Source organism: Micromonospora sp. NPDC005324 (genome assembly GCF_040607155.1).
Taxonomy (GTDB): domain Bacteria; phylum Actinomycetota; class Actinomycetes; order Mycobacteriales; family Micromonosporaceae; genus Micromonospora; species Micromonospora trifolii.
On record NZ_JBEXGE010000049.1, the window covers coordinates 1 to 25,174 of the forward strand.

At 71.7% G+C, this 25,174-nt stretch carries 23 protein-coding genes and 1 pseudogene; 12 read left to right on the forward strand and 12 right to left on the reverse strand.

Annotation, left to right across the window (positions count from 1 at the left end; genetic code table 11):
- From ABZS40_RS32575 to ABZS40_RS32595, 5 genes and pseudogenes are all read right to left on the reverse strand, one after another.
- Positions 1 to 196, reverse strand: a 196-nt coding sequence (locus ABZS40_RS32575; protein WP_354947964.1) for a hypothetical protein, incomplete at its 3' end; no start/stop codon positions are given.
- 35 nt (positions 197 to 231) lie between these two features.
- Positions 232 to 576 (reverse strand): annotated as a pseudogene (locus ABZS40_RS32580) (DUF3140 domain-containing protein); the annotation flags it as partial.
- Complete coding sequence (locus ABZS40_RS32585; RefSeq protein ID WP_354947966.1) at positions 569 to 781, reverse strand: DUF2945 domain-containing protein; 213 nt, start codon at positions 779 to 781, stop codon at positions 569 to 571. The pseudogene ABZS40_RS32580 and the gene ABZS40_RS32585, both read right to left, overlap by 8 nt.
- Positions 782 to 817: 36 nt before the next feature.
- Positions 818 to 1,420 carry a Uma2 family endonuclease gene (locus ABZS40_RS32590; RefSeq protein ID WP_354947968.1) on the reverse strand — a complete coding sequence of 201 codons (603 nt, stop codon included), beginning with the start codon at positions 1,418 to 1,420 and terminating at the stop codon, positions 818 to 820.
- A 56-nt stretch (positions 1,421 to 1,476) separates the two neighbouring features.
- On the reverse strand, positions 1,477 to 2,283 hold the full coding sequence (locus tag ABZS40_RS32595) for a class I SAM-dependent methyltransferase (RefSeq protein ID WP_354947970.1): 807 nt from the start codon (positions 2,281 to 2,283) through the stop codon (positions 1,477 to 1,479).
- A gap of 382 nt (positions 2,284 to 2,665) precedes the next feature.
- On the opposite strand from ABZS40_RS32595, the gene rpsA reads away from it, so the two are divergent.
- Together rpsA and coaE are read left to right on the forward strand one after the other, a co-directional pair.
- On the forward strand, positions 2,666 to 4,177 hold the full coding sequence (gene rpsA / locus ABZS40_RS32600) for a 30S ribosomal protein S1 (protein ID WP_354947972.1): 1,512 nt from the start codon (positions 2,666 to 2,668) through the stop codon (positions 4,175 to 4,177).
- 579 nt (positions 4,178 to 4,756) lie between these two features.
- Positions 4,757 to 5,941: a dephospho-CoA kinase gene (coaE, locus tag ABZS40_RS32605; protein WP_354947974.1), complete on the forward strand. Its 1,185-nt coding sequence runs from the start codon at positions 4,757 to 4,759 to the stop codon at positions 5,939 to 5,941.
- A 9-nt stretch (positions 5,942 to 5,950) separates the two neighbouring features.
- Here coaE and ABZS40_RS32610 read toward each other — a convergent pair whose 3' ends face one another.
- Complete coding sequence (locus ABZS40_RS32610; protein WP_354947976.1) at positions 5,951 to 7,807, reverse strand: hypothetical protein; 1,857 nt, start codon at positions 7,805 to 7,807, stop codon at positions 5,951 to 5,953.
- Positions 7,808 to 8,013: 206 nt separating this feature from the next.
- On the opposite strand from ABZS40_RS32610, the gene uvrB reads away from it, so the two are divergent.
- From uvrB to ABZS40_RS32630, 4 genes are all read left to right on the forward strand, one after another.
- A complete protein-coding gene (gene uvrB, locus ABZS40_RS32615; protein ID WP_354947978.1) occupies positions 8,014 to 10,122 on the forward strand; it encodes an excinuclease ABC subunit UvrB in 2,109 nt (702 codons plus the stop codon).
- Between the two features lie 82 nt (positions 10,123 to 10,204).
- A complete protein-coding gene (locus ABZS40_RS32620; RefSeq protein ID WP_354947980.1) occupies positions 10,205 to 11,014 on the forward strand; it encodes an AraC family transcriptional regulator in 810 nt (269 codons plus the stop codon).
- Between the two features lie 91 nt (positions 11,015 to 11,105).
- Entirely contained in the window at positions 11,106 to 11,474 is a 369-nt protein-coding gene (locus ABZS40_RS32625; RefSeq protein ID WP_354947981.1) for a VOC family protein, read from the forward strand.
- Positions 11,475 to 11,671: 197 nt separating this feature from the next.
- A complete protein-coding gene (locus tag ABZS40_RS32630; protein ID WP_354947983.1) occupies positions 11,672 to 12,529 on the forward strand; it encodes a helix-turn-helix transcriptional regulator in 858 nt (285 codons plus the stop codon).
- A 122-nt stretch (positions 12,530 to 12,651) separates the two neighbouring features.
- Here the strand turns inward: ABZS40_RS32630 and ABZS40_RS32635 are convergent, their stop codons facing one another.
- Positions 12,652 to 12,945: an antibiotic biosynthesis monooxygenase family protein gene (locus ABZS40_RS32635; protein ID WP_354947985.1), complete on the reverse strand. Its 294-nt coding sequence runs from the start codon at positions 12,943 to 12,945 to the stop codon at positions 12,652 to 12,654.
- A gap of 140 nt (positions 12,946 to 13,085) precedes the next feature.
- Between ABZS40_RS32635 and pnuC the strand changes: the two genes are divergently transcribed.
- From pnuC to ABZS40_RS32650, 3 genes are all read left to right on the forward strand, one after another.
- A complete protein-coding gene (gene pnuC, locus ABZS40_RS32640) occupies positions 13,086 to 13,742 on the forward strand; it encodes a nicotinamide riboside transporter PnuC (RefSeq protein WP_354947987.1) in 657 nt (218 codons plus the stop codon).
- Positions 13,739 to 14,848, forward strand: a complete 1,110-nt coding sequence (locus ABZS40_RS32645; RefSeq protein ID WP_354947989.1) for an AAA family ATPase — start codon at positions 13,739 to 13,741, stop codon at positions 14,846 to 14,848. The genes pnuC and ABZS40_RS32645 overlap by 4 nt, the downstream gene beginning before the upstream one ends.
- A gap of 316 nt (positions 14,849 to 15,164) precedes the next feature.
- Entirely contained in the window at positions 15,165 to 16,163 is a 999-nt protein-coding gene (locus tag ABZS40_RS32650) for a TerC family protein (protein WP_354947991.1), read from the forward strand.
- A 4-nt stretch (positions 16,164 to 16,167) separates the two neighbouring features.
- Here ABZS40_RS32650 and ABZS40_RS32655 read toward each other — a convergent pair whose 3' ends face one another.
- Together ABZS40_RS32655 and ABZS40_RS32660 are read right to left on the reverse strand one after the other, a co-directional pair.
- Entirely contained in the window at positions 16,168 to 17,124 is a 957-nt protein-coding gene (locus ABZS40_RS32655) for an NlpC/P60 family protein (RefSeq protein WP_354947993.1), read from the reverse strand.
- 60 nt (positions 17,125 to 17,184) lie between these two features.
- Positions 17,185 to 18,282, reverse strand: coding sequence for a dipeptide epimerase (locus ABZS40_RS32660; protein WP_354947995.1), 1,098 nt, complete (start codon positions 18,280 to 18,282; stop codon positions 17,185 to 17,187).
- A gap of 44 nt (positions 18,283 to 18,326) precedes the next feature.
- Between ABZS40_RS32660 and ABZS40_RS32665 the strand changes: the two genes are divergently transcribed.
- A complete protein-coding gene (locus ABZS40_RS32665) occupies positions 18,327 to 19,124 on the forward strand; it encodes a tyrosine-protein phosphatase (RefSeq protein WP_354947997.1) in 798 nt (265 codons plus the stop codon).
- Here ABZS40_RS32665 and ABZS40_RS32670 read toward each other — a convergent pair.
- The 3 genes from ABZS40_RS32670 to typA form a co-directional block, all read right to left on the reverse strand.
- Entirely contained in the window at positions 19,093 to 19,794 is a 702-nt protein-coding gene (locus tag ABZS40_RS32670; protein ID WP_354947999.1) for a lysoplasmalogenase, read from the reverse strand. The genes ABZS40_RS32665 and ABZS40_RS32670 overlap by 32 nt on opposite strands.
- A 62-nt stretch (positions 19,795 to 19,856) precedes the next feature.
- A complete protein-coding gene (locus ABZS40_RS32675) occupies positions 19,857 to 20,708 on the reverse strand; it encodes a serine hydrolase (protein ID WP_354948001.1) in 852 nt (283 codons plus the stop codon).
- A 114-nt stretch (positions 20,709 to 20,822) separates the two neighbouring features.
- Entirely contained in the window at positions 20,823 to 22,691 is a 1,869-nt protein-coding gene (gene typA, locus ABZS40_RS32680) for a translational GTPase TypA (protein WP_354948003.1), read from the reverse strand.
- A gap of 133 nt (positions 22,692 to 22,824) precedes the next feature.
- Between typA and ABZS40_RS32685 the strand changes: the two genes are divergently transcribed.
- Positions 22,825 to 24,246, forward strand: a complete 1,422-nt coding sequence (locus tag ABZS40_RS32685; protein ID WP_354948005.1) for a DedA family protein — start codon at positions 22,825 to 22,827, stop codon at positions 24,244 to 24,246.
- A gap of 34 nt (positions 24,247 to 24,280) precedes the next feature.
- On the forward strand, positions 24,281 to 25,156 hold the full coding sequence (locus ABZS40_RS32690) for a lytic transglycosylase domain-containing protein (RefSeq protein ID WP_354948007.1): 876 nt from the start codon (positions 24,281 to 24,283) through the stop codon (positions 25,154 to 25,156).
- The last annotated feature ends 18 nt before the right edge of the window (positions 25,157 to 25,174 follow it).

Genomic DNA, 25,174 nt, shown 5'->3' on the forward strand with positions numbered 1-25,174 from the left:
CGACCGGCCAGGCGAATGGCTCGACCGGTTCATGGCCGGGGCGAAGCAGCGCGGCTACCGCGTCGACTTCATCGCCCTGCACTGGTACGGCGGCCTGCGTGGGTCGGGCTGCCCCGGAACCCCTGACCGGGTTGCTGTGGCTGCGGCCGTTGGCGTGGTGGATCAGGGTCGTGGCGTTGTAAGGCGCCAACGTCACCGACGTTGCGCAGATCTTGCGCCGGTGACCGGCTACTTCATGGGGTCGTGACCCCAGTTCATCAGGGACCAGCGCCACTTGGTGTCGCGGACGTTGCCGGAAGGGCGCTGCGCCATGTGCCGGCGTACGTAGCCGACGACCTTGCGCATGTGCTTGTAGTCGCCGTCGGACAGGTCACCGCGTTTGCGACGGAGCAGGTTGATGATCTTCCGCCCGGATTCGTGTCCGACGGACTCGCCACCACCAGCACGACCACCCTTGTGCCAGCCGACCTGCTTCGACTCGTCGGTCTCCAGCCACGTGGACAGCTCACCGGGCTTCATGTTCACCGCCTCGGTGAACTCCCGGTAGGTGTCCCGGCCCTCGTCACTCTTACTCATGGCGCAGCGCCTCGGGGCGGTGGGCCACGTCGCGGCCCGTGCCGTCACTGCGGACCCGGTACTGCGGGTCGTCGGGGGCCGCGTTCACGGCCCGTCCGCTGACCTTGGTCCGCTCGGTGATCGTTTCCCGCACCACGCCGTACGCGCGGCTGCCGTGGGCCGACCAGGAGACATGGTCGCCCTTGTGAAATCTCGGTTCGGCCATGGTCCTCGGCTACCCGCCCAGATCGGGGTGAAACGACTACGGCGTGATCTCGGCGATCGGCAGCTTGATGTCGAACGGCTCGGCCAGCTCGATCACGTCGGCGCCGTCGGCGACCAGCTCGTACTGCCGCTCACCGCCCGGCCCCACCCGGTCGCCGATCCGGTACGCGTACACGTGCACCGGGTCCTGCTCGATCCGCCAGTAGAACGGGATGCCGGCGGCGGCGTACTCACCCGGTTTCGCGAACCGGTCGATCCGTCGCGTGCCCGGCGAAACGATCTCCACGGCGAGCAGGACATCCTCCGGCCGCAGATTGGATCGGGAGGAAGCCACGCCAGCCCGCCGTAGGAGCACGTCCGGCTGTCGGCTGGTATTGGGACTCAGCCCGACACCGACGGCCTGGACGACCCGAAGGTCGGCCGGCACGTGTTGCAGCAGCCAGTGCGCCAGCAACAGCGAGATGTCTTGATGGCCCAGGGTGGGGGAGGGTGTCACCTGGATAACTCCGTCGACGAGTTCGACGCGGGGGGCGTCGTCCGGCAGGGTGAGCAGGTCCTCCAGCGTGTAGTCGGCACGCTGCTGCCGCATCGGATCCGGACACCAGGGGCCAGGTGATGTCGGGATGGGCTCGGCGCTCATGGGGCGAGCCTACCGGCGATCGATGGCTCGCAGGTCGGACCGTGGGTGCGACGCGCTCAAGCGGCGGGCTTCTCGGTGACGAAGATGGCGGTGCCGGGGAAGAGTCGTCCGCGCAGCGGGCTCCACTGCCCCCAGATCCCCTCGTGTCCCTCCGGCCACTCCGGCTCCACCAAATCCAGTAGCCGGAACCCGGCGCCGACCAGCTCGCGGATCCGGTCGCCGAGGGTGCGGTGCTGCTCGACGTAGGTGGCCACGCCGGTCTCGTCCTGCTCCACGTACGGGGAGCGGTCGAAGTACGAGTGCACTGCCGTCAGGCCGCCCTCGCCGGGGTCGTCGAGAAAGATCCACCGCATCGGGTGGGTCACCGAGAACACCCACCGGCCGCCCGGGCGCAGCACCCGGTGCACCTCGGCGAGCAGCGCCGCCGAGTCGTCCACGAACGGGATCGCGCCGAACGCGGTGCAGGCGACGTCGAACGACCGGTCGGCGAACGGCAGGGCGAGCGCGTCGGCCTGCACCAGCGGTACGCGTACTCCGGTGCGGTCGGCGGCCTCGGCGGCGTGCCGCAACATGCCGGCGGACAGGTCGAAGGCGACCGGCCGGGCGCCCTGGGTGGCGAGCCAGCGGGCGGCGGCCGCAGCGCCGGCGCCCACCTCCAACACCCGCCGACCCGACACGTCGCCGAGCAGCCGGGCGTCGGCCTCGCGCAGGCCCTCGGGGCACCACACGAAGTCCACGTCGCCGAGGAACGCGCCGTGTTCGGCCTGGTAGTCGTCGGCGTCGGTGTCCCACCAGCCGCGGTTGGCGCGCCGGGCCTCGGCGTCACCCACCCGGCGCCGGGTAACCCGGCTGTCGTCATCCACGCGCTCACGCTAGGCCCCACCCACCCCAGTGGGTACGGCGGCGCGTCCAGGATCCGGCGCGACTGCTCGAAGCGGCGGAAGGGGCTGCTGTGACGCAGGAGACAGCAGTGGTGTCTACCGGGCGATTGTTCGGCTTTCGCAGGTCATCGCACGAAGAGAACCTGGGAGGGCTTGCACGCTGTGGTAATGCGCACGGTAGGCTAGACGATGCGCTCGCGGATCGCGTTGCCTCGGCAGGGAGCAGGTGCGCGGTCGACGGAGCCACATCATGATCTCACTAGGCGATCGTTCGGTGTGCCCGGCGACGGATCCGCTGGCGCGAACAGGTCACTGCGACACACCAGCCTGCTGTGACAACCCACCGACCGGAGCAACCGCCCACATGACGAGCAGCATCGAGGCCCCCTCGAGCGCCACCCGGGTCACCCACGACGATCTCGGTTCCGAGGAGGCATTCCTCGCCGCGATCGACGAGACCATCAAGTACTTCAACGACGGCGACATTGTCGAAGGCACCGTCGTCAAGGTCGATCGGGACGAGGTCCTGCTCGACATCGGCTACAAGACCGAGGGTGTCATCCCCTCTCGGGAGTTGTCGATCAAGCACGACGTGGACCCCGCCGAGGTTGTGACGGTTGGCGACCACATCGAGGCCCTGGTTCTCCAGAAGGAGGACAAGGAGGGTCGTCTGATCCTCTCGAAGAAGCGGGCACAGTACGAGCGGGCCTGGGGCACGATCGAGAAGATCAAGGACGAGGACGGCGTCGTCCGCGGTTCGGTCATCGAGGTGGTCAAGGGCGGCCTCATCCTCGACATCGGGCTGCGCGGCTTCCTGCCCGCGTCCCTGGTCGAGATGCGTCGTGTGCGCGATCTGCAGCCGTACGTCGGGCGGGAGCTCGAGGCCAAGATCATCGAGCTGGACAAGAACCGCAACAACGTGGTCCTGTCCCGCCGGGCCTGGCTGGAGCAGACGCAGTCCGAGGTGCGCACCGAGTTCCTCAACAAGCTGCAGAAGGGCCAGGTCCGCAAGGGCGTCGTGTCCTCGATCGTCAACTTCGGCGCCTTCGTGGACCTGGGCGGCGTCGACGGTCTGGTGCACGTCTCCGAGCTGTCCTGGAAGCACATCGACCACCCGTCCGAGGTCGTCGAGGTGGGCCAGGAGGTCGAGGTCGAGGTCCTGGACGTCGACCTGGACCGCGAGCGGGTCTCGCTGTCGCTGAAGGCGACCCAGGAAGACCCGTGGCGGCAGTTCGCCCGCACCCACGCGATCCAGCAGATCGTGCCGGGTAAGGTCACCAAGCTGGTTCCGTTCGGTGCGTTCGTCCGCGTGGACGACGGCATCGAGGGCCTGGTCCACATCTCCGAGCTGGCCGAGCGCCACGTGGAGATCCCGGAGCAGGTCGTCCAGGTTGGCTCCGAGGTCATGGTCAAGGTCATCGACATCGACCTGGAGCGTCGCCGGATCTCGCTGTCGCTCAAGCAGGCCAACGAGGGCTTCGTCGAGGGCGAGGAGCACTTCGACCCGACCCTCTACGGCATGGCCGCGACGTACGACACCGAGGGCAACTACATCTACCCCGAGGGCTTCGACCCGGAGACGGGCGAGTGGCTCGAGGGGTACGACAAGCAGCGCGAGACCTGGGAGAACCAGTACGCCGAGGCTCGTGTGCGCTGGGAGGCCCACACCAAGCAGGTGCAGACCTCTCGGGCTGCCGACGCCGAGGCTGCCGCCAACCCGACTCCGGTCGTCCCGGCCGCAGGCGGCGGCGGTGGCGGTGGCACCACCTCCTCCTCCAGCCCGGCCCCGAGCCGGCAGGCCGAGGAGCCGGCCGGCACGCTGGCCACCGACGAGGCGCTCGCCGCACTGCGGGAGAAGCTCGCCGGCGGTAAGTGACCCGCTGAACGACGACGGGCCCCGTTCCCGCGATCTCCGGATCGCTGGGGGCGGGGCCCTCGCCGTGCCCCGGGCGAGTTGCGGGGGCGGTGCGCCGGCGGCCGGGGCGCTGTGGCCGGCGCGGCATGCTCGGCGGCTAGTGCGGACCGCCAAGATCGCGCTCGGTCCACGATGTAGGGGCCTCGCGGGCACCCCAACCACTACATCTCGGACAACACCGTTGCGTAAGGCGATCGGTTGCTTGGGTCAAGGGGGCGATCGTGCACTCCAAAACCCAGGTTCGGACTCCAGGAACGGCCCACCCGCGCCGATCTTGCACTTTCGGTCGCCAAAAAGTACGGAATGCCCCTTAGGTCGGGACAGTAAGTGCAAGATCGCGGCATCAGGACAGCCCGGCTTCGTCGATCATGGGGTTGTGGTGCCTGACTTGGTGCTGTGCGGGGCGCTTTGTCGCCCACCACAACTCCATGATCGATGGGGCGGGACGGGAGCGGTCGCGGCCGTGGCGGGGTGGCATGGGAGCTCGCCGGGCCGTGGGTGGGTTTGGCGGCGGGCTTGTCGATCCGGTTGACTGTTCGGGTGCTGAGGGTGGGGTTGACCGGCGGAATCGGGTCAGGCAAGAGCGCGGCGGCCGCGCGGCTCGTGGAGCGGGGCGCGGTGCTCATTGACGCCGACCGGGTGGCCCGGGAGGTGGTGGCGCCGGGCACGGAGGGGCTGGCCGAGATCGTCGCCGCCTTCTCCGACGCGGTGCTGGACGCCGACGGCGCACTGGACCGTGCCGCACTGGGAGCTGTGGTGTTCGCCGACGAGACCGCCCGCCGTCGACTGGAGGCGATCACCCATCCCCGGGTCCGGGCCCGCACCGCGGAGTTGGCCGCTGCGGCGGCACCCGACGCGATAGTCGTCAACGACGTACCGCTGCTGGTCGAGGTGGGTCTCGCTCCGACGTACCACCTGGTGGTCGTAGTGCAGACGGCCGTGTCGACCCGACTGGAGCGGCTGGCGCGCGACCGGGGGATGGGTCGCGCGGAGGCCGAGCGGAGAATCGCCGCCCAGGCCGACGACGTCCGCCGCCGGGCGGCGGCGGACGTGGTGCTGACGAACGACGGGAGTCTGACGGCACTGCACGATGCTGTCGACCGGCTCTGGAAGCAGCGGTTGGTGCCCTACGAGGACAATCTGCGCCAGCGGCGGGTGGTTGCGCCGGATGCGGCCGAGCTGGCCGGGGCCGACGCGAGTTGGCCGGAGCAGTACGCGCGGCTGGCCGCCCGGATCCAGCACGCGCTCGGCTCGGATGCCCTTCGGATCGATCACATCGGCTCCACGGCGGTGCCCGGCCTGGCCGCCCAGAACGTCATCGACGTGCAGGTGGCGGTCGCCAGCCTCGCCGACGCCGACGGGCCGTTGGCCGATCGGCTGGCGAGCGCCGGGTTCCCGCGGGTGCCGGGGCAGTGGTGGGACGATCCGCGCCCGGCCGGCCGGGGCCGGTGGGAGAAGCGGCTGCACGGCAGCGCGGACCCGGCCCGGCCGGTTCGTCTGCACGTGCGGCTGACGGATTCGCCGGGCTGGCGGTACGCGTTACTGATGCGCGACCACCTGCGTGCCGACCCGGATCAGCGGGCCGCCTACCTGGTGCTCAAGCGGGATCTGGTCGACGCGGCGCCGGAGGCGGCCGGCGATGCCGGCACGGCCCGGAACCCGTGGTTCGACGAGGAGTACCTGCGGGCCGAGCAGTGGGCCGCGCAGACCGGCTGGCGCCCCTGAGGGTGCCGGTCAGCGGGCACCGGGCCGAGGGGCTGACGACCGAGGGGCCGAAGGTCGAGGGGCGGCGGGCCGAGGGTTGGCGGCCTGTCGGGGCACGACGGCGGGCTGGAGATCCAGGTGCGCCCATGCGCCGGCGTCGGTCTGCACCTCGAGCCGGCGGAGCGACCCCTCCCGGTCGAGCCAGTACCGCAGCCGGGCGTCGGCCGGTCCCGACTCGATCACGTCCACGGTCCGTCCGGCGGTGAAGTCCTCGCGTACCCGCACTGCCGCGCCGCGCTGCCCGACCGACCCGGCGGCGATTGCGGCGTCGACCAGCACGCTCAGGTCGTCCCGGCCGGGCCGGGAGACCCGCCAGGCCCCGGCCGGGGGCGGCAGCGGCGGCCGGGCCGGCGCCTCCGCGGTGCCGCCGCCGGCATCGACCGCCGGCAGGTCCGCCCGGGCCAGACCGGCGGCGTCGCGTCGCAGCAGGGTCCGGCGGTCCGGTACGCCCAGGTCGGCGACAGCGAGGTACGCGGTACGCGCGGTCCAGCTCAACCAGCCGGCGCCCCGCAGGTTCGTGTCAGTGCCCGTCGGCGCGGTCAGCGTCACAGTGGCACCGCCCTGGGCGCGGAGCCGGGCCGGCAGCCGGTCGAGCCGACGCTGCTCGGCGTCGGTCAGCGCGCGGGGCAGACCGGGGCGGCCGCCGAGGGCGTCCACCGGTCGTAGTGTCGGTCGGTCCGCGCGGTTGAAGATCATCGTGACCGGGCCGGTGCCGGGCAGCCGGGTCACCAGCTTGTGCAGTCGGGCGTCCTGATCGAGCCAGTACCGGGTCTGTCCGGCCGGGGCGGGCGTCGCGGCGCCGGGGGTGCCGATGGCCGTGCTGGCGGCTGGCGCGCTGGTGGGCAGCGGTGCCTGTATGACGTCCAGTGGGCCGGCCGGCACGGTCTCCCGGGCGATCCAGCGCGCCCCGTCGGACGGTGCCGTCCGGGTCGTGGTGTCCGGGCGGTCGGCGGCGAGATCGAGGAGCAGCTCGAGCACCGGTGCCAGGTGCGCCCCGGGTGCCAGTCGGTGCAGCCGCCACCGGTCCGCCGGGGGCATCAGCGGTGGGGCCGCGGGGGTGGGCACGGCCGCCGGATCGGGCCGGATCACCAGCACCGGACCGCTCCTCTCCAACAGCCCGCGTTCGGCACCCGCGCCCGGGCCGCCCACGTCGAGGTAGAGCAGCGACCGGGACCAGTCCACCCAGCCCACCAGTTCGATGCGGGCGGCGCCGGTGCCGGCAGTGACCCGTACGCCGGCGCGCAGGTCCCGCAGGTTGGTGACCCGCGTGGCGGCCAGCCGGTCGCCCTCCGCCACTGTCAGCGGCCGGGCCGGCTCGGGCGGGTCGGGCGCCCAGCTCAACAGCCCGAGCACCAGGGCCGTCGCGGACGTCACGGCCGTCAGACCGAGCAGCAGCAGCACCGTACGCCGACGACGCCCGGCCGAGGGCGGGCCGGCGGTGTCGGCGGCCTCGGTGGTGTCGGCGGTGCCCGGGTTGTCGTCGCGGCGGGCGGTCTCGCGGTTCCGCTCGGCGGCGGCCCGGCGCGTGTCGTCGGTCTTGCGGCCGGCGGCGGCCCGGCGGGCGCCGCTGCTGGTCCGGCCGGGCGTGGGCCCACCGCCGGTGTCGCTGGGGGTCCCGCTGGCTGCCGAGGCGCTGCCGGCCGGGCCGGTGCGGTGCCGCCCGGTGCTCGGGTCGTCCGGCCGGGGGCTGGCGGTGCGGGCGGTGTCGGGCGCCGGGGTCGGGGAGGTGTCCACGGAGGTGAAACGGGCGGGGAGGCACCGGGGTGACGAGCAGGGGCGCTCGCGGCGGCCGGTCTGCGCCTCGAGCGCGACCACACGGGTGCGCACGCCGGACGAGCCGGGTGCTGCGACCGCAGTGCCGGGGGTGACCGGCCGTGATGTTGGCCTGGCCACCGGCCCGGTCGGCCGCCGCGAGCGGCCTACATGAAGAGGGTAGTCCCGGTGACATGGGCCACACAATGGGAATATTGAAGCCGATCACGTACCTGGCGTGACGGCCGTTCCTGTCGGACCTCCGGCGTACCGTTGACGGCATGGCGCTCGACATTCCCCGGCTGGACAGCCGCTTCCAGGTCGTCAGTGACTTTCAGCCGGCCGGCGACCAACCGACGGCCATCGATGACCTTGAGCGCCGGGTTCGGCGCGGCGACCGCAACACAGTTCTGCTCGGCGCGACCGGCACCGGCAAGAGCGCCACCACGGCGTGGCTGATCGAGCGGCTGCAACGCCCCACCCTGGTGCTCGCCCCGAACAAGACGCTCTGCGCGCAGCTGGCCAAGGAGTTCAGCGAGCTGCTGCCGCACAACGCTGTCGAATACTTCGTCTCGTACTACGACTACTACCAGCCCGAGGCATACATCCCGCAGACCGACACCTACATCGAGAAGGACTCCTCGATCAACGAGGAGGTGGAGCGGCTGCGGCACTCGGCGACGATGTCGCTGCTCACCCGCCGCGACGTGATCGTGGTGGCGACCGTCTCGGCGATCTACGGCCTGGGCACCCCGGAGGAGTACCTCAACCGGGCGGTGAAGGTGCAGATCGGGCAGGAGCTTGACCGCGACCAGTTGCTGCGCCGGCTGGTCGACATCCAGTACACCCGCAACGACATGGCCTTCCAGCGGGGCACCTTCCGGGTCCGCGGCGACACGCTGGAGATCATCCCGGCGTACGAGGAGCTGGCGATCCGCATCGAGCTGTTCGGTGACGAGGTGGAGAAGCTCTACTACCTCAACCCGTTGACAGGTGATGTGGTCCGCGAGGTCGACCAGCTAGTGATCTTCCCGGCCACCCACTACGCGGCCGGTCCGGAGCGGATGGAGCGGGCGATCCGCGACATCGAGGTGGAGCTGGCCGAGCGCCTCGCCGAGCTGGAGCGGCAGGGCAAGCTGCTGGAGGCGCAGCGGCTGCGGATGCGCACCACCTACGACATCGAGATGATGCGGCAGGTGGGCTTCTGCTCCGGCATCGAGAACTACTCGATGCACATGGACGGGCGGCTGCCCGGCAGCCCGCCGCACGCCCTGCTCGACTACTTCCCCGACGACTTCCTCACAGTGGTCGACGAGTCGCACGTGACCATCCCGCAGATCGGCGGCATGTACGAGGGCGACGCGTCCCGCAAGCGGATGCTCATCGACCACGGCTTCCGGCTGCCCAGCGCGGCCGACAACCGGCCGCTGCGCTTCGACGAGTTCCTGGAGCGGGTCGGCCAGATGGTCTACCTCTCCGCGACTCCCGGCACCTGGGAGATGGAGCAGGCCCAGGGCGAGTTCGTCGAGCAGGTGATCCGACCCACCGGTCTGGTCGACCCCGAGGTCGTGATCAAGCCGACCAAGGGCCAGATCGACGACCTGATGCACGAGATCAAGCTGCGGACCGACCGGGACGAGCGGGTGCTTGTCACCACGCTGACCAAGAAGATGGCCGAGGACCTGTCCGACTACCTCTTGGAGAACGGCATCCGGGTGCGCTACCTGCACTCGGAGGTCGACACGTTGCGCCGGGTGGAGCTGCTGCGCGAGCTGCGCAAGGGCGACTACGACGTGCTCGTCGGCATCAACCTGCTCCGCGAAGGTCTGGACCTGCCCGAGGTGTCGTTGGTGGCGATCCTCGACGCCGACAAGGAGGGCTTCCTGCGCAGCGGCCGGTCGCTGATCCAGACCATCGGGCGGGCCGCCCGTAACGTGTCCGGTCAGGTGCACATGTACGCCGACAAGATCACCCCGTCGATGGCGACGGCGATCGACGAGACCGATCGGCGTCGGGCCAAGCAGGTCGCGCACAACGAGGCGCACGGCATCAGCCCGGAGCCCCTGCGCAAGAAGATCCACGACATCCTGGACGACATCTACCGCGAGGCGGAGGACACCGAGAACTCCCGGGTCGGCGGCGCGGTGCGTCAGCTCTCCCGAGGCAAGGCGCCGGTCAAGGAGACCCGCAGCCGGAGCCGGTCCGGCGCGACCACCACCTCGCGGGAGGGGATGGCCCGCGCCGACCTCGCCCAGCTCATCCAGGAGCTCAACGACCAGATGTTGGCCGCGGCCCGCGAGCTTCAGTTCGAGTTGGCGGCCCGGATCCGCGACGAGGTCTCCGATCTGAAGAAGGAGCTGCGCGGCATGGACGCCGCCGGCGTGAAGTGACGGCCACCCGGTCGGCCCCGCCCAGCGCACCGCTCGGGCCCGGCCGACCGGGGCACGCGAAGGGCGGGCACTCTTGACGGCGGTGGCGCCGATCGGCGAGATGGTCCTCGGGCTGCCCGACGCCAGCCTGCGTCCGTTCGTCGACAGGTACGTGGGCTACCGGGAACGGGCGGACGTGCCACTGGTCCGCCGGGAGTCGGCGGGCGTCTTCGTGGTGCTGATCCTGGGCTGGGGCGCTCCGCTGGACGTGACCGACCCGCGCAGCGCCCAGCGCGGCGTCACCGCTGTCGACTCGTTCGTGGCCGGCACCTTCGACAGTTGGTGCACCACCCGCACTGTGGGTGTGGGGGAGGGCGTCGAGTTGCTGCTCGCCCCCCTGACCGCCCGCCGGCTCCTCGGTCTGCCGCTGAGCGAGCTGACCAATCGGGCCGTCGGCGTCGAGCAGATCCCGGGCCGTTGGCTGGATCGGCTGCGCGGCCGGCTCGCCGAGGCCCCCGGCTGGCCGGAGCGGTTCGCCCTGCTCGACCGGGTGCTCACCGCCCGGCTGGCGGCGTCCCCGCCGATGGACCCGCGGCTCGACTGGGCGTGGCGATGGCTTGCCGCCAGCGGCGGGCGGGGGAGCGTCGGTGCGCTCGCCGACGAGCTGGGCTGGAGCCGGCGGCACCTCGCGTCCCGGTTCCGGCAGGAGGTCGGGCTGCCGCCCAAGATGGCCGCCCGACTGCTGCGTTTTCAGCGGGCTTCCGCCGCGTCGACCCAGGTCGGGGTGGACGGGCGGGGAGTCGACTGGGCCGCCGTGGCGGCGGGCTGCGGCTACTACGACCAGTCCCACCTGATCCGGGACTTCCACCAGTTCGCGGGGGCCACACCGGCCGCGTTGCTCGCCGGCCGGTGACGACGGCTTGCCGACCCGCGGTCGGGTCGGCGATCCGCCGAGGTCACGTTCGTCCAATCCGGATCCGCGTCGCCGGCCGCAGAATCGGGTCATGCGAACCATCTATCCGATCTTCCGTTATCCCGATCCCCGCGCCGCTATCGACTGGCTCGGCGCCGCCTTCGGTTTCCGGGCGCATGCCGTGCACGAGGCGCCGGACGGCACCGTCGCGCACGCCGAGCTGGTCCTCGACACCGGCATGATCATGTTGGGTGGTCGGGCCGACGCCGCACCCCGGCCGGCCGACGACGACTGGTCGGTCTACGTGGCCGTGCCGGACGTCGACGCGCACTGCGCCCAGGCCCGCGCTGCCGGCGCGGAGATCATCCGGGAGCCGTTCGACACCGACTACGGCTCCCGTGACTACGCCGCCCGCGATCTGGCCGGCAACGTCTGGTCCTTCGGCACCTACCGACCCTGAGCCCAGCCGCGCCGACCGGGGACTCGTGGCCCGCCGGGACCGGTCTTCGCCGCCTCCAACCGCTACTGACCTGCGGAAACGGTGCGTACGGGCCAGCCCGGCCGGTCTGCGGCGCCGAATGCCCTGATTGCGGTGCGCGAGCGAGCTATTGCACTGGGTGATCGTCCTGCGTAGTCTCCCTCGGTGGGGAGGCCGGGATGCCGCTGCCAACAAGTCCTGTCATTCGACGTGCACGTCTCGGCGCAGAGCTGCGCCAACTCCGTCGGCGCGAGTCGCTGACCCTGGAGCAGGTCTGCGAACGGCTGGGCTGGGCCTCGACGTCGAAGCTGTCCCGCATCGAGCTGGGTCAGAGTCGTCCAGACCTCGCCGACGTGCTCGATCTGCTGGATGTCTACAAGGTGCCCACGCCCGCCCGGGAGGCGCTGATCGTCATTGCCCGGGACGCGGCGACCAGCCGAGGCTGGTGGAAGACGCTGGGCGAGATGAGCGAACGGCAGCGCACCTACGCCGAGTTGGAGGCGGGCGCCGCCGACATCGTCGAGTACCAGCCGTCGGTGGTGCCGGGGCTGCTCCAGACGCCCGCGTACGCCCGGGTGTTGGTCACAGCCGGCGCGCAGCTCACGCCAGAGGTCGATGTGGAGGCCGAGGTGCGCGCCCGGGCACTGCGGCAGGAGGTGCTGCGCCGGGCCTACCCGCCGCGCTACACCGCCGTGCTCGCCGAGGCCGTCTGCGACCCGGGTGACCTGCCGGTGGCGGTCTGGCGTGAACAGCTGCGTCATCTGGTCGCCGTGACCGGCCTGTCGCACGTCACCGTGCGGCTGTTGCCGCGCGGGGTGGCCGGTGGCGGGCTGCATCCGCTCACACCGTATTCCTGCTACGCCTTTCCCGACCCGGCGGACCCGCGCACGGTGATGCTCGAGGCGTTGACCACCGACGTCCGGTTGGCCACAGTGCTCGACGTCGACCGCTACGAGCGGATGACCGCGGCGCTGCTGGCCGCGGCGCTGTCACCGGAGGAGACGGTCACCGTGCTGGCCCGCCGCGTCGGCGAGTAACGGCTCAAGGGTGTCGACGGTGACGCGCCGCGCGGCCACCGGGCCCGGCGCCCCCGAGTCCGTCGGGACCGGCGGCCGGCGCGTGCGCCGGGCACGATAACCGTGGGGTACGACAGCCCGGCTCAGGCCGGTACGTCGAGGAAGTGTTCGACCACTGGCGGTCCCGCGAAGTGCGGCCCGATCAGCGCCCGCCACATGTCGAACCGTTCGGTGGCCCGGAAGTTCTTCTCGTGTGCCTCGACCGAGTCCCATTCGACGAGCAGCACGAAGCGGGTCGGTGACTCGATTCCTCGGGTCATCCGCACGGACCGGCAGCCGGTGGCCCCGGCGAGCACCGGATGACCCTCGGCGTACGCGGCGGCGAACGCGTCCTCGTGTCCAGGTAGTACGTCGATCAGCGCGACCTCAAGCACCATGTCGGACAGCCTCCCACGGCGATCGGGGCAGTCGGTGTCGCGGGGTCTGTTCCGACGTCGCCGATCCGCCTTGCCGGACCGCCGTCTGGACTCCGCCTCAGCTCGACCGAGGACTTTGACACGGACCCTAGGGTGGCCTCGTGATCATCGATTGGCTCACCGGCACCGCGTTTCGGGTGGCCGGTACGGGCACCACCTGGGCGGAGCTGCTGGGGTTCGCGACCGGTGTGCTCAACGTGTGGTTGGTGGCCCGGCAGAAGATCGCCAACTGGCCGATCGGCATCGCCAACGTGCTGCTGCTCATGGTGCTGTTCTGGACCGCCGGGCTGTACGCCGACGCGGGGCTCCAGGTCGTCTACGTCGCGCTCGGCTGCTACGGCTGGTGGCACTGGCTGTTCGGGGGCGAGCGGCGCACCCGGCTCACGGTGAGCCGGACGGGGCAGCGGGAGTGGCTGGCGCTGGCCGCCGTCGGGGTGCTGCTCACCGGGGCGCTCTGGGTGCTGCTGGACCGGGGCACCGACTCGACAGTGCCGCTGCCGGACGCCCTGACCACGGCGCTGTCGCTGCTGGCCACGTACGGGCAGACCCGCAAGCGGGTGGAGAGTTGGTGGCTCTGGATCGCCGCCGACCTGATCTACATCCCGTTGTACGCGTACAAGGGGCTGCACCTGACGGCCGTCCTCTACCTGGTCTTCCTCGCCCTGTGCGTGCTCGGGTTGCGCGCCTGGCGGGCCGACCTGCGTCGGGCCGACCGGCCGAGCGCGGTCCCGCCCGGCCCGGCCCCGGCCACCGCGTGAACGCCGAGACATCCGGCCGTGCGCCGGCGCGCTCGGCCGCTGCGGAGTTCGGGCACGGGATGGTGGTGGGCAAGTTCTATCCACCGCACGCGGGCCACCACGCGCTGATCCGGGCCGCCGCCGCCCGCTGCGCCGAGGTGACCGTCGTCGTGGCGCCCTCGCGTCGGGAGTCCATCGCGCTTTCGCTGCGCCTCGACTGGCTGCGGGAGGCGCACGCGGACACGCCGTGGGTCCGTGTCGTCGGCCGGTACGACGACCACCCGGTGGACTACGCCGATCCGGCCGTCTGGGACGCGCACTGCGCGGTGTTCCGCGAGGCGGTCGGGTCGGATTCGGTGGACGCGGTCTTCTCCTCCGAGGCGTACGGCGCCGAGCTGGCGCGCCGCTTCCACGCCGTACCCGTGTCGGTGGATCCGGATCGACGGACCGTGCCGGTGTCCGGGACGGCGGTGCGCGCGGACCCGGCGGGTCACTGGCGGTGGCTCAGCCCGCCGGTGCGGGCGTGGTTCGTCCGGCGGGTGGTGGTGGTCGGGGCCGAGTCGACCGGGACCACGACGATGGCGGCGGCGCTCGCCGAGCACTACGGCACGTCCTGGGTGCCGGAGTACGGCCGGGAGTTGACAGCTCGCAAGCTGGCCCGGCTGCGGGAACGAACGCCGGAGGCGACCGTGTTCGACGTCGTCTGGGACCCTGACGACTTCCGCGCGGTGGTCCGCGAGCAGCAGGCGGCCGAGGACGCGGCGGCCCGGACGAGCGGGCCGCTGCTGGTCTGCGACACCGACGCGCGGGCGACGGCGGTGTGGGAGGAGCGCTACCTGGGCAGCGCGTCGGAGGAGGTGCGGGCGGCGGCGCGTCGGCCGGCGCTGTATCTGCTGACGGATCACCGGGGGGTGCCGTTCGCCGATGACGGGCTGCGCGACGGTGAGCACCTGCGGGCCTGGATGACCGAGCGGTTCCGGGCCGAGCTGGCCGGGTGCGGCGTGCCGGTGGTGGAGCTGACCGGGTCGCACTCCGATCGGCTGGCCCGGGCGGTGCGGGCCTGCGACGACCTGCTCGCCACCGGCTGGTCGCTCGCGGACCCGCTCGCCGCACCCGACGTGCACTAGCCTCCTAGGAAGCCGCAGGCGGTGTGTGACGCGTCGAGCGAAGTGTCCGGCGCCACCGGGTGCCCGGGGTGTGATCACGGGGCGTGGTGGGCAACAATGGTCACCGAGGAGGGGAGTATTCCCCCGCAACGGAGTCGTCAGCACGGTCGATCGCCGGAACCACGGCGTCCCGACCCGGCCCCGTAGGTCGCCGCCCCCTGCGGGGCGACGGCGGAAGAGACCTCCGACAGTCACCAGAGTGAGCGACAGCGGCACGCCGGCTCCCGCAGGGGCGTACGGTGTGCCCGACGCCGCGTGTCTGCCGGAGGAATGAACGTTGGACGTGTCCGGATTGGTGTGGACGGGGACGCTTGTCGCACTGACTGCGGTCCTGCTCGTCGACCTGTTGATCATCGGTCGACGCCCGCACGAGCCGAGTGTGCGGGAGTCGAGCCTCTGGGTCGGCTTCTACGTCGGCCTCGCCCTGCTCTTCGGCGCTGGTGTCTGGCTGACCTCCGGGGCCAGCGCGGCCGGGCAGTTCTACACCGGCTGGCTCACCGAGTACAGCCTCTCGGTGGACAACCTCTTCGTCTTCGTGATCATCATGGCCCGTTTCGGGGTGCCTCGGCAGTACCAGCAGAAGGTGCTGCTCGTCGGCATCGTGCTGGCGCTGGTGATGCGCGGCGGGTTCATCGCCGCCGGCGCTGCGCTGATCACGCAGTTCTCCTGGGTCTTCTACATCTTCGGCGCGTTCCTGATCTACACCGCCGTGAACCTGGCCCGGCAGGGTGAGCCGGACGAGGACGAGTTTTCCGAGAACGTGCTGATCCGGTGGAGCCGCAAGGCGTTGCCGATCTCGAAGGACTACGACGGCGCGAAGCTGACCACCCACGTGGCTGGCAAGCGGCTGTTCACGCCGATGCTGATCGTGATGATCGCGATCGGCACCACCGACCTGATCTTCGCGTTGGACTCGATCCCGGCGATCTTCGGCATCACCCAGGAGCCGTACCTGGTCTTCACCGCGAACGTCTTCGCGCTGATGGGCCTCCGGCAGCTCTACTTCCTGCTCGGTGGCCTGCTCGACCGGCTGATCTACCTGAGCTACGGCCTGGCCGTCGTGCTCGGCTTCATCGGGGTCAAGCTGGTGCTGGAGGCACTGGCCGACAACAACCTGCCGTTCATCAACGGTGGCGAGCACGTCGGCTGGGCGCCGCACATCCCGATCTGGCTGTCGCTGCTGGTCATCATCGGCACCCTGGGCATCGCCACCGCCGCCAGCCTGATCAAGTCCTCCCGGGACCGGCGTCGCGAGTTGGCCGACGCCCGACAGTGACCGGTCACCGGCCGGGTGCGGACACGCGCCCGGCCGGTCCGACCCGGTGCGCGCCGACAAGCGTCGCGGTCCGGTCGGCCGGCAGCGGCTCCTCGATGACCCGCCGCCGCCGGTAGCAGGCGTGCAGCATCCGGCGCTGGCCGCTGTCGCCGGGCATGGCGGTGACGATGCCGATGTGGTGGATCTTGCGGCCGGGTCGGGCGAAAAAGTAGAGATCGCCGGGGCGTTCCGCGCCCAACGGCAGTGGGGTGGTGGCCACGGCCTGGTCGTCGGCGTCGCGGGGCAGCAGCACCCCGAACCGACGCCAGGCCAGATGCACCAGCCCTGAGCAGTCGATGCCGTGCGCGGAGAGGCCGCCCCAGATGTAGACCACGTCCAGCAGGCGCTGTGCCACAGCGAGCGCCTGCGCGGCGGTCGGCGACGCGGCATCGGACGGGACCAGGTGGCGGTCGGGCAACCAGAGCGGGGTGGCCCGGCCCGGGACGTGCACCGGCCGCCAGTCGTCGAGCGAGGGGCCGGCCGGGACGAGCCGGGTGCCGACGACGACGCCGGGGAGCACCAGCGGCCCGTTCGGGGTGGCGTGCAGCCCGGTGACAGTGGCGTCCACCACCAGTGGGTGCTCGGTGCTGGTGTGGGCCGGGTCGAGAACTGCCAACTGCTCGGTGGGAAGCCAGCCTGGGTAGCCGCGGGGGTCCAGCTTGGCGGCTGGTTGTTCGACGGCGACGACCCGGGCCCAGCCGTCCGGGCGTAGCTCGCTGACGAGGACCCGCTCGCCGAGCAGGAGTTGGCTCAACACGCAGTCGCCGACCTGCTGGTCGGTGTCCAATCCGGAGACCCAGGTCGGGATGTCGGCACCGGCGGTCAGCGCCGGACGGTCGACCGGGCGGACGGCCTCGGGGGAGGTCCACAGCGTCGCCACGGCGACCCCGACGGCGGCCTCGCGGCCCGGTTGCAGCTCCACGTCAACCCCCAGATCGTGTCGGCTGTCCCAGGGGAACCCTATGAAAGAAACCGACGGTCATCAACCACGAGCCTGCACTTTTGCTTCAGTGAGGCCGGAAATGCCCAGGCCAGGGGCGTCCGGCAGCACCACTGTAGCCCCGTCATAGCGGATGCCGCCCTGCACCGGTGACCACGCCAGCCACCAGGCGGCGTCCAGGTCGGCGACCGCTGTGGTGCCGTACGCGGCGACCAGGCTCGCCGCCGCCCCGATCCCGACCTGGCTCTCCATCATCGAGCCGACCACAGTGCCGAGCCCGTGCGCGGTGGCCAGGTCGAGAAGGGTACGGGCCGGATGCAGCCCACCGCACTTGGCCAGCTTGACGTTGACGAGGTCGGCGGCCCGGCGGCGGATCACCTCCACCAGGTCACGGACCCCGAAGACCGCCTCGTCGGCCAGGATCGGCACGGACACCCGGTCGCTGACCCAGGCCAGCCCGTCCAGGTCCCAGCGGGCCACCGGCTGCTCGACCAACTCCACGTCGAGCCCGGCGTCCTCGATGCCGCGGATCACCCGGACCGCCTCCCGGGGCGTCCAGCCCTGGTTGGCGTCCAGCCGGATGCGGATGCCCGGGCCCACGGCCGCCCGTACCGCGCGTACCCGGTCCAGGTCACTGGCCGCGTCGGTGCCGACCTTCAACTTGAGCACACCGAAGCCGTCGGCCTGCCGCTGCCGTGCCGCGGCCGCCAGGTCCACCGCGTGGCCCGCCGCCAGCGTGACGTCCGTCGGGACCCGCAGCGTGGTGCCCCCGAGCAACCGCACCAGGGGTACGCCCAGCCGCCGCGCGGCGAGGTCGTGCAGGGCGACGTCCAGCGCCGCCTTGGCGGCCTCGTTGCCGACCACCGCGCGCTGCACCTCGGCGCAACGGGTCACCAGGTCGTCCGGGTCACGGCCGATCAGCTGTGGGCCGAGCAACTCGCGCACGCACGCCTGCGCGCCGGCGACCGACGCGCCGGTGACCTGCCAGACCTGCGGCGCCTCACCGAAGCCGGACCGGCCGTCGCTGTCGACGAGTTCGACGACCAGGGTGTCCACAGTGGTGGTGCGGCGTAGCGCGGTGACGAACGGGGTGTGTAAGGGGGCGGAAACCCGGTGGGTGCGTACCGCCGAGATCGTCATGTCAGGCACCCTATACGGAGGTTCACCTTCGGAGGGGAGACCGGATGACCGGGCAGGGCTGGGAGCTGGTAGGTGCACCGAACGCGCGTGACCTGGGTGGGCTCGTCGGCGCGGACGGGCGGCGGGTCCGCGTCGGGCAGTTGATTCGCACTCCGGCGCTGGGTCGGCTGACCGACGAGGACCTACCGGTGCTGGCGAAGCTGGGGCCGGCGTGCGTGGTGGATCTGCGCGACGCCTCGGAGATCGCTGTCGCCCCGGAGGACCGGTTCGCCGGTGAGCCCCGGGTGGTGCGCCTGCCGGTGCACGACGCGGAGCACCCGGTCTTCACGTACGTCTCGGCGGTGCTGCTCGGTCACGACCTGAACGCGTACGCGGAGCTGGCCCGGCAGGGCACGGCGGGGGCGATGGCGGCGATCTACCGCTGGTTCGTCACCGGTGAGTCGGCTCGGGTCGGCTTCGCCGAGGCGGTGCGGCTGGCGACCCGGCCGGAGAATCTGCCGCTGCTCTACCACTGCTCCGCCGGCAAGGACCGCACCGGCTGGTTGACAGTCATCCTGTTGACGGCGCTCGGGGTGGACGAGGCGGCCATTCGCGCCGACTACCTGCGCAACAACGAGCTGACCGACAGTCTGCGGGCGGTGATCGTCGAGGCGATGCGCCGGCGAAATCCCGAGCTGGACGTCGACGCGGTGGTGCCGGTGCTGGAGGTCCGTGCCGAGTACCTCGACGCCGGTTATGCCGAGGTGCGTCGGGTGCACGGCTCGTTCGACGCGTACCTGCGCGACGGGCTGGGGCTCACCGACTCCGACCTCAGGGCGTTGCGGGCACAGTTGCTGGAGTGACCGGCGCGTCAGTGGGTGTGCCGGTGCGGGCGGCGAGGCCGGTGACGATCAGTGCCTGGCCGGCGGCGTAGGTCGCCATGACCAGCACCGGCGCGCCGGGTGGTTGGGCCACCTCGGCCACCCCGGCGGCGATCAGCAGGTCGGAGCCGAGGAACAGCGCGGCGCCGAGACCGACGCGCCAGCCCTGGGTGGTGGCGGTGCTGGCCATGGCGGCCAACGCGAGCGCGTAGCCGGCCACCGGCACGGCCAGCCCGGCGTCGCTGAGCCCGGTCCACATCCAGGTCAGGGCGACGACGGTCAGCACCGCGTACCCCAGGGGGACGGCGACCAGCGGCGCACGGCGCAGCGCGGTCGCGGCGCCGTGCCGGGTGAAGGCCGCGAGGTAGCAGAGGTGCGTGCCGAGGAAGCAGGCCATGCCGGCGAGGAACCAGCCGGTGCCGTCGATCATGAGGGCGACGTCGCCGCCGGTGGCGAAGGCCAGCGCCGCCAGCAGCAGCCGGTCGGGTCGGGCCGCGCGTTCGGCGCTGACAAGCCACAGGTACGCGGCCAGCAGTGGCATCAGCAGCGGCTTGGTGAGCAGGAAGGCCAGGCCGCCGCCGGTGGCGTTGGCCAGCAGGTTCGCCGCCGTCACGACGAGGAAGGCGATCAGCACGGTGCGACTGCGGGGCATCTGCGGCTCCGGGGTGGGGGTGCGAGCAGCCTAGCCCGCACGCACCGCGGTGATCGGTCGGGTCAGAGCTGGTGGCGGGCGGCCCAGACCTGCGCCGAGATGTGCGCGATCAGCAGGCAGGCGTCGTCCTCCACCTGGTCCTCGCTGTCGGCCAGGTCGGTGGTGGTGCAGACGACGACCAGGTACGGCGGGGCGTCGTCGGGCAGCACCACGCCGGCGCCGTGGCGGACGCCGCGTACCCAACCGTTCTTGTGCGCGATGCGGGTGCCCGCGGGCAGGCCGGCGGCGAGGTCCTCGCGGTGTTCCTGGGCGAGCAGGACGTCCAGCATGGTGGTGCAGGCGGCCGGTGAGGCGAGTGGGCCGGGGTTGTCGGCCCCGGTGGCCAGGGCGCCCAGCAGGGCGGCCAGGTCAGCGGCGGTGACAGTGTTGGTGATGCCGGCCTCGCGGGCGGCGAAGTCCTCGATGCCGCGGCCGGTGATGCTGTTGCGGGCACCGGCGAGCGCCCAGACCTCGGCGACCGCTGGCAGCCCGACGTGGCCGAGGACGAGGTTGGTGGCGAGGTTGCTGGAGCGCACGATCATCCGGTCGGCCAGCCAGCGCAGCGACGCCGTGCCGCCGACGCGGTCCCAGACCGCGTCGTCGTTGTCGTAGGGCTGCGCGTTGGCGAAGCGGGGTGCGCCGGGCCGGGCGGAGTCGAAGTCGTTGACGACCGGGACCGGGGCGTCCAGGTCCAGGGTGCCGGCCTCGGCGGCGCGGTGCAGCGCGGCGAGCACCGCCACCTTCATGGTGCTCGCGGCGTAGTGGCCGGCGTCCGCGTGGCGGGTCCAGGTCGGCGGGGCGTCGAGTCGCCCCACGTACGCGGAGACGGTGCCGGGCACCCGGTCCAGGTGGGCGTCGAGATCATCCCAGGTCATGCCGGTGACCGTAGCGGATCAGCTGTCGGGCGGGTCCGCGTACCCGTCGGAGGAAAGACACCGGGCGCGCCGGCCGCAAGCGGCCGACGCGCCCGGTGTCGGGTGCTGGTGGGGTCAGCCGGCGTGCTTGCGGCGGGCGGTGGCCCGGCCCCGCAGTTGCTGGTCGAGCACCACCTTGCGGATGCGCACAGTGGCCGGGGTGACCTCGACGCACTCGTCCTCGCGGCAGAACTCCAGCGCCTGCTCCAGGGTGAGCTTGCGCGGCGGGACCAGCTTCTCGGTCTCGTCGGAGGTCGACTGCCGCATGTTGGTGAGCTTCTTCTCCTTGGTGATGTTGACGTCCATGTCGTCGGAGCGGGAGTTCTCCCCGACGATCATGCCCTCGTACACCTCGGTGGTCGGCTCGACGAAGAGCTGACCGCGCTCCTGCAGGTTGGTCATCGCGAAGGCGGTGACCGCGCCGGCCCGGTCGGCGACCAGCGAGCCGTTGTTGCGGGTCCGCAGCTCACCGAACCACGGCTCGTAGGACTCGAAGACGTGGTGCAGGATGCCGGTGCCCCGGGTGTCGGTGAGGAACTCGGTGCGGAAGCCGATCAGGCCACGCGCCGGAACGAGCCACTCCATCCGGATCCAGCCGGTGCCGTGGTTGACCAGCTGCTCCATCCGGCCCTTGCGGGTCGCGAGGAGCTGCGTGATCGCGCCCAGGTATTCGTCGGGCGCGTCGATGGTCAGCCGCTCGACCGGCTCGCAGGTCTTGCCGTCGATCTCCTTGGTGACCACCTGCGGCTTGCCGACGGTCAGCTCGTAGCTCTCCCGGCGCATCTGCTCGACCAGGATGGCCAGCGCCAGCTCACCACGGCCCTGCACCTCCCAGGCATCGGGGCGCTCGGTGGGCAGCACCCGCAGCGACACGTTGCCGACCAGCTCCTTGTCGAGCCGGTCCTTGACCATCCGGGCGGTGACCTTGGCGCCCTTGACCCGGCCGACCAGCGGTGAGGTGTTGGTGCCGATGGTCATCGAGATGGCCGGCTCGTCGACAGTGATCAGCGGCAGCGCGATCGGGTTCTCCGCGTCGGCGAGCGTCTCACCGATCATGATCTCGGGGATGCCGGCGACAGCGATGATGTCGCCCGGGCCAGCGGTCTCCGCCGGCTTACGCTCCAGGCCCTCGGTCATCAGCATCTCGGAGATGCGGACCCGCTGGGTGCTGCCGTCGGTGCGGCACCACGCCACCGTCTGGCCCTTGTTGATGGTGCCCTGGCGGACCCGGCACAGCGCCAGCCGGCCGAGGAACGGCGAGGCGTCGAGGTTGGTCACGTGCGCCTGCAGCGGCGCGCCGTCGTCGTACGAGGGCGGCGGGATGGTGTCCAGCAAAGTGCGGAACAGCGGCTCCAGGGAGGTGCTGTCATCCGGCACCGACCCGTCGGCGGGCTGGGTCAGCGAGGCGACGCCGTCGCGGGCGCAGGCGTAGACGATCGGGAAGTCGATCTGCTCCTCGTCGGCGTCCAGGTCGAGGAAGAGCTCGTAGGTGTCGTCCACGACCTCCTTGATCCGGGCGTCCGGACGGTCCACCTTGTTGATCACCAGAATGATCGGCATCCGCGCCTGCAGCGCCTTGCGCAGCACGAAACGGGTCTGCGGCAGCGGGCCCTCGCTGGCGTCGACGAGCAGCACCACACCGTCGACCATGGTCAGGCCACGCTCCACCTCGCCACCGAAGTCGGCGTGGCCGGGGGTGTCGATGATGTTGATGGTGACCGGGTCGGAGCCGTCCGCCGGCAGGTAGTGCACGCCGGTGTTCTTGGCCAGGATCGTGATGCCCTTTTCCCGTTCCAGGTCACCGGAGTCCATCACCCGCTCGGTGTTCTCGCCGCGTGCGCCGTACGCGCCGGCCTGCCGCAGCATGGCGTCGACCAGGGTGGTCTTACCGTGGTCGACGTGAGCGATGATGGCGACGTTGCGGAGGTCGGTGCGAAGCTGCATACCCTCTATCCTTCCGCCTGCGCTCGCGCAGGCTGCGTCGGGGTCACCCCCAGGTGCCCCTGATCTATGGTGAAACCGCTGTGCCGGTGGTTCCCCGGGCTGGCATGCTGGCACCCGTGTTGCGGGGGCCTGAGTGCACGACCTGCTGACCTGGGTGCAGGGTCTGCCCACCCTGTGGATCTACCTGGTCGCCGCGCTGATCGTGGCGGGCGAGACCGCGGTGATCTTCGGCCTGCTCGTGCCGGGTGAGGCTACCCTGCTGCTCGTCGGCTTCCTCACCTACAACGGTACCTTGCGGCTCGGGCCGGCGTTGTTCGCGATGATCGTCGCGGCGGTCCTCGGCGATGGGCTGGCCTTTCGCGCCGGACGGCGGTACGGCTCCCGGCTGCGTGCCGGGCTGGGTCACCGGGTCGGGCCGCAGCGGTGGGCCCGCGCGGACGCCATGCTGGCCCGCCTCGGTGGGCGGGGGGTGTTCGCCGCCCGATGGGTGGCTTTCGCCCGGACCCTGGTGCCCCGGCTGGCCGGTGCGGCTGGCATGCCGTACCGGCGGTTCGCCCTCTGGAACCTGGCCGGGGTGGTGACCTGGGTGAGCGGCTCGGTGCTGCTCGGTCACCTCGCCGGTGAGTCGTACGACACGGTCTCCCGGCTGCTCGGCCGGGCCACCGGGGTGGCGCTCCTGCTGCTGGCCGGCCTGGTGGGTGTGGTGCTCGTGGGTCGGTGGCTGGGTCGAAACCCCGACCCGGTGCGCGCGCTGCTGTCCCGGGCCGGCGCATTGCCCCCGGTGCGGTGGCTCACCGCCCGCTACGGGGTGCTGTTCTTCCTGGTGGCCATGCGGATCGGCCCGGCCTGGACGCTGCTGCTCAATCTGGCCGCCGGGCTGCTGCTGCTGTTCGCCGCCGGGCTCGCCATCGCCGGTCTGCTCGCGGTGGCGGTCCGCAACAGTGGGCTGGCCGCGCTGGACGGCGCCATCGCGGGGTGGTTCGCCGCTCGGCGTACCCCGGACGCCGCCGACGTCACGCTGGTAGTGGTGTCGGTGGTACGCGGGTCGGTGCTGATCGTGTTGGTGGCGCTGGTGGCGGCGGTGCTGGCGTGGCGCAACCGACCCTGGCGGGCGGACCTGCTCAGCGTGGTCGGTACAGTCGGCGCGTTCGTGCCGCTGGTGGTGCTGGCCGTGGTGGCCGAGCTGACCGGCCCCAACGGGACCGCCCCGGGCGGCGGTGAGGTGGCCCCGCTCTCGACCCAGAACGCCGTGGTCGCGGCGAGCTTCTGCACCCTGGCCTGGCTGGTTTCGCGCAGCGCCCGCTGGCCGGTGGCGGTGGCCGCCTGGACCGCCGCGGCTGCGGGGGTGCTCGGGATCGGCGGCGCGCGGCTCTACCTCGGACTGGACACGGCGAGCGGAACGGCAGCGGCGGTGCTGCTCGGGGTGCTCTGGACCGTGGTGTTCATGGTCGCCTGGGCGACCCGGGACCGGGCGGTGGGCAAAGGTCAGCCCCCGGTGGACCAGACCCCCCGGCGGCCGTCGCAGGGGCACCGCCGCCCGGTCGAACCTTGTTAGGGTGCGGCGACAATCACACGGGGGAGGCAACGGCATGGTGCGACGGAGGGGTCGGCTGGCCGCCGCGGTGCTCGCCGGGCTCCTGCTGGCGAGCGCGTTGGTCGGCTGCGCCGCCAAGGGGGAGAGCCCATCGGGCCTGTCCGCGCCGGTCGCCGTCACCGAAGGGCCGACGGATGCCCCGTCCGACGAGGTCAGCGTTGAGCCGAGCCCGTCGGTGAGCGCCGTGGAATCGATGGGTTCCGCGCCGGGTCGTAGCGCGACCCCGAAGCCGAAGCCGACGAAGAAGCCGACCCGGGCGGCGCCGAAGCCGCGCCCGGTGCCGAAGCCGCCCACCGAGACCGAGGTTCCGCCGGCGCCTCCGAAGCCCGCACCGAGTTCCTGCAAGCCGACCTACAAGGGCAGCCAGGCGACCCGGGCCGAGGTGAAGGCGGCGCTGACCGAGGCGGCCGACCGCACCTACTGGCCGGTCTCGGCGCCGGACATCAAGATCCCGCTCACCCTGCTCAAGGCCACCGCCTGGCAGGAGAGCGGCTGGCAGTCCAACATCTACGCCTGCGACGGCGGCGTCGGGCTGTTGCAGGTGATGCCGGACACCGCGACCTGGATGAACCAGCGGTTCGAGAAGAGCTACAAGATCGACGCCTACCAGGACAACGCCTACCTCGGCGCCACCTACCTGGCCTGGGCGACGAAGTACATCGGCGACATGTACTTCGAGTCCGACTTCCGGCTCGACCCGGCACTGTGCACCAGCGAGCTGAATTCCTGCCTGCTCAACGCCGTCATCGCCGCGTACAACTTCGGGCACGGTGCTGTGGCGCAGGAGGGGAAGCCGCTGACCATCCCCAACCCGTCGTACGTGCGCAACGTGCGGGCGCTGATGAGCGAGTGCGTCTGCCTGGCGTACTGACGTCGACGGGGCCGTGAC

Coding starts and splice junctions, on each gene's coding strand:
- ABZS40_RS32670 (WP_354947999.1), bottom strand. CDS start 19,794: ATGCCCCGCAGTCGCACCGTGCTGATCGCCTTCCTCGTCGTGACGGCG.
- rpsA (WP_354947972.1), top strand. CDS start 2,666: ATGACGAGCAGCATCGAGGCCCCCTCGAGCGCCACCCGGGTCACCCAC.
- ABZS40_RS32675 (WP_354948001.1), bottom strand. CDS start 20,708: ATGACCTGGGATGATCTCGACGCCCACCTGGACCGGGTGCCCGGCACC.
- ABZS40_RS32590 (WP_354947968.1), bottom strand. CDS start 1,420: ATGAGCGCCGAGCCCATCCCGACATCACCTGGCCCCTGGTGTCCGGAT.
- ABZS40_RS32690 (WP_354948007.1), top strand. CDS start 24,281: ATGGTGCGACGGAGGGGTCGGCTGGCCGCCGCGGTGCTCGCCGGGCTC.
- ABZS40_RS32665 (WP_354947997.1), top strand. CDS start 18,327: ATGACCGGGCAGGGCTGGGAGCTGGTAGGTGCACCGAACGCGCGTGAC.
- ABZS40_RS32660 (WP_354947995.1), bottom strand. CDS start 18,282: ATGACGATCTCGGCGGTACGCACCCACCGGGTTTCCGCCCCCTTACAC.
- ABZS40_RS32585 (WP_354947966.1), bottom strand. CDS start 781: ATGGCCGAACCGAGATTTCACAAGGGCGACCATGTCTCCTGGTCGGCC.
- ABZS40_RS32625 (WP_354947981.1), top strand. CDS start 11,106: ATGCGAACCATCTATCCGATCTTCCGTTATCCCGATCCCCGCGCCGCT.
- ABZS40_RS32630 (WP_354947983.1), top strand. CDS start 11,672: ATGCCGCTGCCAACAAGTCCTGTCATTCGACGTGCACGTCTCGGCGCA.
- uvrB (WP_354947978.1), top strand. CDS start 8,014: ATGGCGCTCGACATTCCCCGGCTGGACAGCCGCTTCCAGGTCGTCAGT.
- typA (WP_354948003.1), bottom strand. CDS start 22,691: ATGCAGCTTCGCACCGACCTCCGCAACGTCGCCATCATCGCTCACGTC.
- ABZS40_RS32635 (WP_354947985.1), bottom strand. CDS start 12,945: ATGGTGCTTGAGGTCGCGCTGATCGACGTACTACCTGGACACGAGGAC.